The 9,467-nt window shown below is 59.9% G+C and carries 17 protein-coding genes; 4 read left to right on the top strand and 13 right to left on the bottom strand.

Annotated elements, in window-relative coordinates; translation table 11 throughout:
- Positions 1-61 precede the first annotated feature (61 nt).
- The 11 genes from BMY03_RS18945 to BMY03_RS18895 all read right to left on the bottom strand — a co-directional run bounded on the left by BMY03_RS18945 (position 62) and on the right by BMY03_RS18895 (position 5,434).
- Positions 62-742 (bottom strand): hypothetical protein, encoded by a 681-nt coding sequence (locus tag BMY03_RS18945; protein ID WP_094011929.1) that lies wholly within the window; start codon positions 740-742, stop codon positions 62-64.
- Entirely contained in the window at positions 739-861 is a 123-nt protein-coding gene (locus tag BMY03_RS26780) for a hypothetical protein (protein WP_280513814.1), read from the bottom strand. Before BMY03_RS26780 ends, BMY03_RS18945 begins: the two co-directional genes overlap by 4 nt.
- Entirely contained in the window at positions 858-1,217 is a 360-nt protein-coding gene (locus BMY03_RS18940; RefSeq protein ID WP_094011928.1) for a RusA family crossover junction endodeoxyribonuclease, read from the bottom strand. Before BMY03_RS18940 ends, BMY03_RS26780 begins: the two co-directional genes overlap by 4 nt.
- Positions 1,214-1,516, bottom strand: a complete 303-nt coding sequence (locus tag BMY03_RS18935) for a nuclease domain-containing protein (protein ID WP_094011927.1) — start codon at positions 1,514-1,516, stop codon at positions 1,214-1,216. The genes BMY03_RS18940 and BMY03_RS18935 overlap by 4 nt, the downstream gene beginning before the upstream one ends.
- On the bottom strand, positions 1,516-1,914 hold the full coding sequence (locus BMY03_RS18930) for a recombination protein NinB (protein WP_094011926.1): 399 nt from the start codon (positions 1,912-1,914) through the stop codon (positions 1,516-1,518). Before BMY03_RS18930 ends, BMY03_RS18935 begins: the two co-directional genes overlap by 1 nt.
- The gene (locus BMY03_RS18925) at positions 1,907-2,128 is read right to left on the bottom strand and encodes a hypothetical protein (protein WP_094011925.1); all 222 of its coding nucleotides are present in this window, start codon (positions 2,126-2,128) and stop codon (positions 1,907-1,909) included. Before BMY03_RS18925 ends, BMY03_RS18930 begins: the two co-directional genes overlap by 8 nt.
- Positions 2,129-2,297: 169 nt before the next feature.
- Positions 2,298-3,104, bottom strand: a complete 807-nt coding sequence (locus tag BMY03_RS18920; RefSeq protein ID WP_094011924.1) for an ATP-binding protein — start codon at positions 3,102-3,104, stop codon at positions 2,298-2,300.
- Positions 3,094-3,885, bottom strand: coding sequence for a Pyocin large subunit-like protein (locus BMY03_RS18915; protein WP_094011923.1), 792 nt, complete (start codon positions 3,883-3,885; stop codon positions 3,094-3,096). The genes BMY03_RS18920 and BMY03_RS18915 overlap by 11 nt, the downstream gene beginning before the upstream one ends.
- Positions 3,885-4,613, bottom strand: a complete 729-nt coding sequence (locus BMY03_RS18910) for a Rha family transcriptional regulator (RefSeq protein WP_094012035.1) — start codon at positions 4,611-4,613, stop codon at positions 3,885-3,887. The genes BMY03_RS18915 and BMY03_RS18910 overlap by 1 nt, the downstream gene beginning before the upstream one ends.
- A gap of 365 nt (positions 4,614-4,978) precedes the next feature.
- Positions 4,979-5,167, bottom strand: coding sequence for a hypothetical protein (locus tag BMY03_RS18900; protein ID WP_023628611.1), 189 nt, complete (start codon positions 5,165-5,167; stop codon positions 4,979-4,981).
- Between the two features lie 30 nt (positions 5,168-5,197).
- Complete coding sequence (locus tag BMY03_RS18895) at positions 5,198-5,434, bottom strand: helix-turn-helix domain-containing protein (protein ID WP_088851912.1); 237 nt, start codon at positions 5,432-5,434, stop codon at positions 5,198-5,200.
- 113 nt (positions 5,435-5,547) lie between these two features.
- Here BMY03_RS18895 and BMY03_RS18890 point away from each other — a divergent pair, with 113 nt between their 5' ends.
- The 3 genes from BMY03_RS18890 to BMY03_RS18880 all read left to right on the top strand — a co-directional run bounded on the left by BMY03_RS18890 (position 5,548) and on the right by BMY03_RS18880 (position 7,634).
- Positions 5,548-6,375 carry a S24 family peptidase gene (locus tag BMY03_RS18890; RefSeq protein WP_094011922.1) on the top strand — a complete coding sequence of 276 codons (828 nt, stop codon included), beginning with the start codon at positions 5,548-5,550 and terminating at the stop codon, positions 6,373-6,375.
- Positions 6,376-6,377: 2 nt separating this feature from the next.
- Positions 6,378-6,614, top strand: a complete 237-nt coding sequence (locus BMY03_RS26680; protein ID WP_094011921.1) for a hypothetical protein — start codon at positions 6,378-6,380, stop codon at positions 6,612-6,614.
- Positions 6,615-6,692: 78 nt separating this feature from the next.
- Complete coding sequence (locus tag BMY03_RS18880) at positions 6,693-7,634, top strand: hypothetical protein (protein WP_094011920.1); 942 nt, start codon at positions 6,693-6,695, stop codon at positions 7,632-7,634.
- A gap of 141 nt (positions 7,635-7,775) precedes the next feature.
- On the opposite strand, the gene BMY03_RS18875 is transcribed toward BMY03_RS18880, so the two are convergent.
- The gene (locus BMY03_RS18875; protein ID WP_244891338.1) at positions 7,776-8,084 is read right to left on the bottom strand and encodes a DUF1654 domain-containing protein; all 309 of its coding nucleotides are present in this window, start codon (positions 8,082-8,084) and stop codon (positions 7,776-7,778) included.
- 856 nt (positions 8,085-8,940) lie between these two features.
- Here BMY03_RS18875 and BMY03_RS26200 point away from each other — a divergent pair.
- Positions 8,941-9,189 carry a hypothetical protein gene (locus BMY03_RS26200; RefSeq protein ID WP_143067565.1) on the top strand — a complete coding sequence of 83 codons (249 nt, stop codon included), beginning with the start codon at positions 8,941-8,943 and terminating at the stop codon, positions 9,187-9,189.
- Between the two features lie 122 nt (positions 9,190-9,311).
- Here BMY03_RS26200 and BMY03_RS26410 read toward each other — a convergent pair whose 3' ends face one another.
- Positions 9,312-9,458 (bottom strand): hypothetical protein, encoded by a 147-nt coding sequence (locus tag BMY03_RS26410; protein ID WP_177182932.1) that lies wholly within the window; start codon positions 9,456-9,458, stop codon positions 9,312-9,314.
- Between the last annotated feature and the right edge of the window lie 9 nt (positions 9,459-9,467).

Below are 9,467 nucleotides of genomic sequence, written 5' to 3'. Positions count from 1 at the left end.
ACAGGATGTAGCAAATTTACGACATGGCGACATGATATTGCAAGCCCTTTTGAGGCACTTTTCACGCGGCCTCGCCGAAGAGCACTCCAATCGCTTCGAGCATGTGCTGAGCCTCGACCAGCGCCTCGTTCACCATCGCCTCCAGAGCGCCCTTGATGGCCCGGTTCCAGCGCTGGTAAGTGCGCTCGGTCAGGCCTTGAGAATCCCAGTTGGTCATGTCGTAGTTCGACTCAGCCAGGACGATCATCTCCCCCGGCTTCACCTCGGCCACGGCACGGGCGTGCTTGTTGGCGCGCTCAGCAGCGGCAGCAGCAGCCTTGTTGCGCCAGTCCCACTGCCCCTCCCGTTCGTTCTCGCGCGGTTCAGGCGCCTTGAACTGGGGCACCTTGCGCTGAATCCCCTTCGTTTGCTGCGGAACCGCCCAGACAAGCACTGCTTGCTGCGTGAAGCGCTTCGGCGCGGGGGTTGTCACGATTGCAACCAGGCGGCCAATCGAATCGACCTTGCGCCCCTTGTGCGTGCTGTACTTCGCCACCAGAGCGTTCCAGTGCCGCGGGGAAAGCTGGGCATGGAGCAGCCGGTGAACGATCGAGTCAGCAAGCAAAGCTGCATCCTTCCCGGAGATCTCCCCCTTCAGCTTGCCCGCCTGCACCCGCGGTTCGACACTGCACCCGCCAGCGCTATTGATCGTCTCTGCCGCCAGAGCCCGAACCACCGCCGATACCACGTTTTGATAGATCATCGCCCTTGCTCCTTCTTCCGACGATTCGCGATGAGCTGGCCGCGCGTGACGCACCAGGTGGAGCTGATGAACATGGCCAGCAGGAGCAGGCCGACGATTTGTTCGGTGGTCCAGGTCATGCTGCTGCCTCCATTGGCTTGATGCGGATGCGCACGGCGCCGCCCTTGATCGTTTCCTTGCTCACCCTGATCTGGGTGGCGAACACGTTGTCGTCGATGCCCAGGGCGTCCGCCAGGCCGTCACGACCCGCCTTGAACATCGCCAGCAGGTTGTCGTCGTCGCGCCGGCGGCGATCTGGCGGCACGAACTCGAGCATGAGCAGTGCGTCGCCCTCTGGTGCCTGGATACCCGCTTGCCTGGCCAGGAGAAAGCAGGCGTAGCGATAGGTCTTCGCCGCCTTGCTCTTCCTGGTCCAGTGCACCCTGGCGTTCGGGCTGCATGCGGCCGGCGGCCAGGGTAGTGCGAGTTCGGTCATGCGGCCCCCTTCACGGTCAGAATCCCAGCCCGGATCAGGGCCTCATGAGTCTCAGCGATTGCCCGGGGCATGTCGGACCAATCCACTTCACCCTGACCGCGACCGTCGAGCACGTCATGACAGGCGCTGCAGGCGTATACCGCCACGGTATCGAAGCCCTTCATGCCCATTCCCTTCTGGCCGCATGGCAGGTGGGCCAGCACGGTGGTCTCCGGGTTGAAGTTGCAGGCGCCAGGGATGCGCACGGTGCAATCCTGGCCGCGGGCGCTATCGCGCACCTTCTTGGATACGACGCGCATCAGTACTGCCCTCCCCACCGATCAGGCTCAGTCCATCGCACGCCGTGCTCGGCGCCGAAGGCGTGCATCACTTCGAACAGGTCGCTGAACCACTCCTGCGACTGCTTGCGGGTCGAGACGCCCAGGACGACGAAGCCGCCGTCGATGCCCGGTACCGCGTCCTGCTTCTGCACCGCCGCGCTGAAAATGTGCTTCCAGTCCTCGTCGGTGAGCTTGCGGCCGTACCACTCCACCTGCTGAGAAACGTCCCGAAGCATTGCCCACATCTTCCGGTTGCAGACGTCAGGCCGTTTCTCGTCCTTGATGACCACCACCTTGGGCCTGGTCAGGTCGATAGCGTGCAGTGCGCCGTACAGCCGGTTGAGGTCCTGACTGCTGCGGATAGCGAACTCAGGCATTGGCCACCTCCTGCAGCTGCTTCTCCGCGGCTCGCACCCGGGCAGTGAGCTGGCTGATCTCGTCCAGCAGGCCCAGCGCGACCTCCTCCACCGTCGTCTCGCCGAGGAACTCATCCAGGGCATTCGTGTGACGCTCAAGGGCATCACTGCCGGCGCGCCAGGAGGCGACTACCGACCACAGCAGGGGCTGGAGCTTTTGCTTGTCGATAGTCATGCGCGGCCTCCTTGCAAGCGAATGGTTAACTCAGCCATGCAGACCCCTTGATCAACACTTTTCGGATTTATAAAATCTTGGGCACCGGCCTCAAGCACGCATGAACCTTGCGGAGATGTGTCAGTGCGGGCGAGAGGCCGACCACTTTTTTGCTTCGATCTGCTGGTCATCACACGCCCTCCTTGCCGCGATGCGATTCCCACTCGAACGGCACCACAATCATCCCGCCCTCGCGCAGGCGGTCGACGCAGCGCTCGCCCATGGCCACAGGCAACTGCTCGGGGCCCAGGTTGGAAATGACCACCGTAGGCTTCACCTGCTCGTAGCGGCCATTGATGATCGCGAACAGGGTCGTCAGCTCGAAGTCGCTGGGCTGCTCCTTGCTCACGCCTACCTCGTCCAGCACCAGCAGCGATGGCTCGATCAGGCTGGCCAGAATGCTGGCCTCGGTCGCCTCGCTGGACCGGTCGTAGGTGGCGCGAATCGACTGCAGGATCGAGCCGACAGTGCGGTACACCGCCGAGTGCGAAGTGCTACGCATCAGGTCGTTGGCCATGCCGGCGCCCAAATGGGTCTTGCCGGTGCCTGGCTTGCCCAGCAGCACCATGCAGCGGCCGCTCTCGGCGATCTGGTCGAAGGTCTTCACGTAGTGGCGGCAGAAGCGCAGCGCCTCAGCCTGGCCCTTGTGCTCGGCCTTGTAGTTCGCCAGCGAGCGATCAGCGAAGCGTTTCGGGATCAGCGAGTCACCCAGCTTGCGGGATATCGCCAGACGCACGTTCAGGGCCTGCTCGGCCTCGGCGCGGGCCTCGCGCTCCTCCTTGGCGATTCGGGCGCACTCCGGGCACTGGCTGCGCAGAGCCTTGCCCATCAGCATGGTGACCTTCTGCTCGAAGGCGCCGTGCTTCTCGCACTCGGCAGGCTGGGTACGGTCGCAGAGGGATGCCTGGTTGATCGGGGTGACTTTTTCAGAGCGCATAGCTGCCGTCCTCCCGCTGCTTCAGGCCAGTGGTGTAATCGCGGTCAGCGAAGCCGTGGTGACGGCTGGTCGGCAGGTGGTGAACATTTCCAGCAGCCGGCATTTCGTCTTCCCAGCGCTTGCCGTTCAGCCAAGTGGCCGGGTGCGGGATGAATTGGCCGCCGTCCTTGGTCCAGTCCGGCGAAGCCGCCCAGGCAGCCAGCGCGCCAGCCATACGTTCGAACAGGTCGGCGTCGACTTTCAGCTTCGACCAAGCCTTCTCAGCATTGGCCTTGCCCACCTTCCGCGGATAGAGCTTCCAGAACCTAACAAACAGGTCGCCGTCATCGCCCGATGACGAAGTCTTTTGATCTTGTTCTTTATCTTCTCTTCTCTTCTCTTCTCTGGTCCGCAATTTGTCCGCATCGTCTGCGGACAAATTGCGGACAGAATCAGCCTTTCGAGAAACCCGCTTGCGCTCGCTATCGTTTGCTCGACGCTTCGCGCTGGCCCCGTTGTGCTCGTCAAAGCGAGGCATGACGAGGCTTCCCTCCTCATCGATATTTGCCCATTCGACATCAACCATGGCCTGGGTGAAGCCCGGCCAGCCGATCACGGCATCCATGGCATCGGTGGTGTACCCATGCAGCACTCCATCAGCTGAATGGGTGTCAAAGATGCTCCAAGCGACATGCAGTCCGCCGATCACCCGCAATCTGTCCGCACGCAATGCGGACACCATGCGGAAAACTTTCGGATGCGTCTGAAGATCTACGCGCATTTTGATCCAGTCTCCGGCCATTACTTGGCTCCCACGCCGACCAGGTCGACGAGTTCTTCGAAACGATCGATGTACCAGTGCGGCTGCGTTTCTCTCGGGCACTGAGGGCTGGTGATGTTCTTGCCGTAGCGCAGGCCCTTATCAGTCACGGACCAGAAGCACACAGGTTCGCGCTTGCTGTTCTGCCGGGTTCGAGCCTGGAGGAAGCCAAGCCCGGCCAGGGCACGGTTGAAGGCAGGGGCCGACGTGTTCACTCCGTGGCGCTTGAGCAGAGCTGTCACAGCCATGGTTGGCATTGAGCTCCCGCCGGTCGCATCTGGTGGGGAATCGATGGCATAGCTTGGTAGGAATTGCGGATCGAGCCCGTTGTTCTCGGCGATCTTGGCGAGCATTGCCAACTGGCTGGATGGAGCTGGCTTCAGCAATCGAGTGAAGCACTCCATGATGGCGATCTCGCCGATGACTTTCGTGCCAGTGGCTCCGGTAGCAGCCCTGGCCAGATCGCGCTCTTCCAATTCGCGCCAGCGACGGATCACCTTCATTCGCAGCGGCGCGCTGTAGCCTGCAAGCAGGCAATCGGTATGCTCGCGGTCCAAGAGGTACTGGGTTTGCCGGCGATTGCGGCCGTCCAGGTAAATGTCCTCAAATTTGAGGACATCGGCCCCAAGGTCACTGAGCATCGCGAGGATGTCGCGCCTAACGTTGTCATGCCTCTTGCCGGTCAGGCTCGCAAGCTCTCTCGAAGACATCGTGCGCGCCACGAAATCACCGCCAGCATTTTGTGGCGCGGGCCTGGACAGGGCCTGTACATCGTGTTGGTGGGTGTGCATAATCGTCTCCAGTCATATGCAGTTGAAGAAGCCGGGCCGCAATCCCGGCTTTTTTGTGCCCGCAATTCGGGCTTATCAGGCCCTGGTCAGGGCCGTCGATGGAACGGCGTCACTGAACCCCGTGGATTTCGGGGTTTTGTTCGGATGGCCAGTTCTCGACGGATCAGCTCGGCCGCCAACGCACCAGGGGTAATACCCCGTCGTTCCGCCTCTCGCTCGAGCTGCTCCATCAATCCCTGGTCCAGGCCGACCTGTTCAGTAGGCATGGGCCCTCCTCCGGGCCTTCAGGCCACTTCTTGTTCAGCGGTAGTCTCCGAAGACAGGGCAGCCAGCTGCGCCTCCAGCAGCTCACGGCACAGCACAGCGCGCTGCGTGCGGTGAAACGTCGCCAGCGCCTGGATCAAGTTGAAGGTGTCCTCGTCGACCCGGACCTTAATCTCACGGTCATGCAGGTGCTTGGGGTTGGCGTACATGCGGGGATTGCTCCTTGCTGTTGAAGGTGGTTACGCGGCGCCTTTCAGCGCTTTTCTGGCGAATGGGATGAGGTCCGGGCGCAGGCCGGCGATGGTGATCTCGCCGTCCGAGGCGTCCTGCAGTCGTTCGGCGAGTTCGGTAGAGGCCTTCCGGTGACCACCTGCGAGCTGCCAGAGGTGGCCAACAGTGGTCTTCGCGTCGGCTGCGACCTGCTGCCGGCGTTCATTCGTGGCCCTGCCCAACCAATCACGGAGGTGATCATTCATGAGGGTTCTCCTTACACATAGAGCGAAATTTAGCTCATGGCTAATTTCAGAGCAAGGATAATTTAGCTTTGCGCACATTTAGCAGCCAGCTAAACACTGGCATTCTTCGCGTCATGGATATCTACGAGATTCGCAAGCACAACCTGGTCAAGCTGATTGGCCGGCAAAGAAAGGGAGCCTGCGCCGAGCGCTGGGGGATGGCGCCTGCGCACCTGAGCCAAATCCTTTCGGACAAGACCGCGAAGAACCTGGGCGACGATGTGGCCCGGCGGATCGAGGGCATCGAAGGCCTGCCCCGCGGATGGTTCGACTCGATCCCTTCGGATGAAGAGCCGCGCGCGACAGCGCCGGGCTTAGATGCCGGCGGAAAATCGGCATCCGACCTGGTCAAGCAGATGCTGGCGAAGAGCGGCAAGGGGATTCCGGAGGAGACACGGCAGCGCTTGCTGGCGGCAGCCGAGGAGCCAGCGGCCACAAACGTGATCACCGCCGACTTCTCCCGCCCTGGCCTAGTGGGTGATGAGGTCTGGATCGCGCACTACGACATCCGCGCGGCAATGGGCGGCGGCCAGGCGGTGCAGGACTACCCGGAAATGCTCCGGGACGTGCGCGTCAGCCCGCGGCACCTGCGCGAGCTCGGCGTGGAGTTCACCGAGCACTTCCACCTAAAGCTGGTAACCGGCTGGGGCCAGTCGATGGAACCCACGATCAAGCACCGGGACCCACTGATCGTCGATGTCAGTATCCGCGAGTTTGTCGGCGACGGGATCTACCTGTTCTCCTGGGGCGACCACATCTACATCAAGCGGCTGCAGATCGCCGACGAGGATCACTTTGAGATGATCTCGGACAACAGCAAGCACAAGGATCGGATGATTCGGCGGGAAGAAACTTACATCCAGGCCCGCGTGCTGCTGGTCTGGAACGCGCACCTGGTGTAGCCATGTCTCTGACAAAGCCCAACCAAGAACTCCGCCGCGACCTCCAAGGCCTGGCCAGCGACCTGAAGTGGTCAGCCGTCGAGCTGATGCGGATTGCAGTTCGCCTGAGCGAGGCCGGAAACGAGGCAGACGCCCAGGCAGTGATCAGGATCTGCCAGGTGATGCAGGCTGGAGAGGATCGGTTGGCGGGTTATGGGGATGAGGTGAAGGCTGGTCGGATTGAGAGGTGCGGAAAGTAATTTCCCCGAGGGTTGTAAGCAGATTGGCGAAGATGGGTAGTAAAGCCCGCAAATGGAAAACAACGAAAAGGGATAGAGATGTCTGAGTTTGTGCTGCTGGTTGAGCATTCCGTAAAATACACGAACAAACAGCCGCTGGCGGTCCAGGACGTAATAGACTCTCTATCCGCTCTGGAAAAGGTTTCTGTTCACTTCCTTCCGGAAGCTCTGTCGCAGCTAACTGGTGCTGGCGTGATGTCAGCGGAGCTGCTGATTGAGGGATTTCAGCATGGCTCATTCATTGAAGACACGCTTGTCAAGCTAATCTTCAAGAACAAGGAAGAGATGGACAAGTTTCTGGACAAGGTTCGAGAGGGGGGAAGGAATGTTTACAGAAATCTTCCAGGAAATGGGAGCCCTGTCTTGAAAGGGGCCGTGGCGGTGACTTGCGTGATCGGTGCTTTGGTAACCGCAGGCGCTGGCTGGGCGATAATCAATAAATCTCCTCCGGCACCCTCCCCAGTCTCCCTCAGTATAACTGATAGCAGCTTTGTGATTATTGGAGCTGAATCCTATGCTATCTCTCCCGAAAAATTTGCTGATGTCATCGAAAAAGTTGGCTCAACGGACAAGAAAAAGCTAGCTCAGGCAGCAGTGAAAATTATCGCGCCTGCAAAGAAAGAGGATGGCGCCACAGTTGTAATGAGCCAGGACGACAAACTGGCCATTCCAATTGAAACCGTCAAAAATACGCCTGATGCAGTTGAATTTGAGCCCTTCGAAATTGACGAGCCTCACCCCGACGCCGATGTGGAAATCAGAGCTACCGATCTTGACTCTTTAAACAGGGGGTGGGCTGCGATTATTCGTGGACTGGTAGATCGCCGGGTTAAGCTTGTTCTGGATGAGGGTGTTGACCCTCAAAGCTTGGCGGGGAAATTTAAGGTTCGCGCCGATGTAATAGTTAAATTCAGGATGTCGGCAAAAACCAAAAAAATGGAACCAGTATCCATCACGGTTCAGAGAATTATTGAAGACTGATCACCGAGTTAGATTGCTGATAGCCCGCCATTGAGCGGGCTTTTTCATGCCTTCACGCTTTTTTCACGCCCTACCCTGCATAGTGAAGGCACATTCGAATTCCCTTTAGCCCGCATAGCAGTGCGGGCTTTTCTTTGCCTGTCAGAAAGGTGCCTCGTCGATATCGCTCTCTTCGAGGTCGACCACACTGTCGGCTTCCGCCCTCTCCCACTGCAGGATCACCGATCCGTCATCACAGAAGGTCATATCCAAGCCTTCGGTCTCGGCCAGCAGCTCCATGATTGCCTCCCAATCCTGATCACTGTCCGTGTCCAGGCGATGGATCAGTACCCTCCTCCCCAGCTGCGCCAGCGGCGAGTTGATCATCGCCGATACCCGCAAACCCAGGCGCTCCAGGCCGGTCAGTTCGGGGCGCGCGGCCATTGAGGTGTCTTCGAGTACTGCTGCCATTTCCTACCTCCGCTACTGTATATCCGTACAGGTGTATCGGAATCATAGCTCAGTGCTAAACGAAGCGTAAAGACGTAGCCGCTGGCAAAACGGTTCAGCCGGGTGTTTGTCGCCCGGCGAAATTAATTTAGCTCTGAGCTATTGACGATATTTTAGCTTATGGCTAAATTTCACCCCAAGCAGTCACCAACCAGGGACTGGCCAGGCCCTCACAGGCCGCCGCTCTTTAACAGCCAGCGCAACAACCAACAGACCGTATTGCCTCTACTGGCGACCGGCGCCAGACAGCCCCGAAAGGCTGCCCACGACAGGGAGAACCCTGTACGGCTGACGAAGGCGAAATGCCTGAACCGAGAGAACGACCCGGGCATGCAATGCGCCCCGCGAATCCCAGCGGCAGAAGGGAGAGACACCGAACTGAATTAGCGCCCCGAGCTTCGGCTGCGGGCGCCGGACCTCATGCACCCTGCCCCACTCAGTCAGGGCATTCAGAGCTGTAGCGTGCATGTTGTAAGGGCCTGCGATCCATGGCGAACAGATGCTGATTGCCGCCATGAGGAGGAAGCTCGACGCCCACACCGACGACGATCGGCCAGCCCTGCAATCAGTAGCGGGTAACTGGCCAACACTGCTGACGCAACAAGGCGCGACCGACGCCAGTAGCGGGTCGCGGTGCAGTACCAAGCCAGCTTGAGGTGATAGCTGGGCAACGGTGGGCCCCTGCGGGGCGCTACCCACCAAAACCGTAGGCAATATCGGGAAGCGGGTTAAGGCGTAGCCCCGCAAGCAACACAGAACGATTCACTGAAGCACCTGGGCGACCGGGTGCTTTGGGAATCCACTGGAGGAACATGAAATGAGCTACATCGAGGTAACACAAGCTCACTTTTTCCAGGCCATCGGTCCTGAAAACGTCGGGCCTACAGCATGGGCTGACCATTCGGAATGGAAAAACCTGAGCAGTTATTCGGTAGTTGGCCGCTCAGAGCCTGGCTACAAGAACAGCCACGCTACGCCGCACCGGTTCTGGCTTGAAGAATCCTTCGCAAGACGCAAGCCGTATCGCGCCCCAGAGAAAGCCCAAGGCGATCTGTTCGCAGCATGACGATTTCACTGGCTGGCCTTGGCGACAGGGCCAGCCTCATCACCAGCGCAGAGCGTCCTGCCCCATAAACGGTTCAGGGGGAGACAGACAGGGCGTTCTGCGGTGTTGATGAATGCGCAGGCTTAGCGCACCGCGAGGCCGAAAGGCGGCAGCCACAGGCTGTGCGGCAAAGCCGGGTAAGCGCCGGCCTTCAGCACCACCACCCACTTCCCTTCACATACGACCGCATTGGCAGGCGCCAGGCCACCCTTCACGGTGGGTTTGGTCACCCGCGCCTG

This window comes from Pseudomonas soli (assembly GCF_900110655.1).
Lineage (GTDB): Bacteria > Pseudomonadota > Gammaproteobacteria > Pseudomonadales > Pseudomonadaceae > Aquipseudomonas > Aquipseudomonas soli.
The sequence above is the reverse complement of the archived record's forward strand: the minus strand, read 5'-3'. Positions and strand labels throughout refer to the sequence as shown.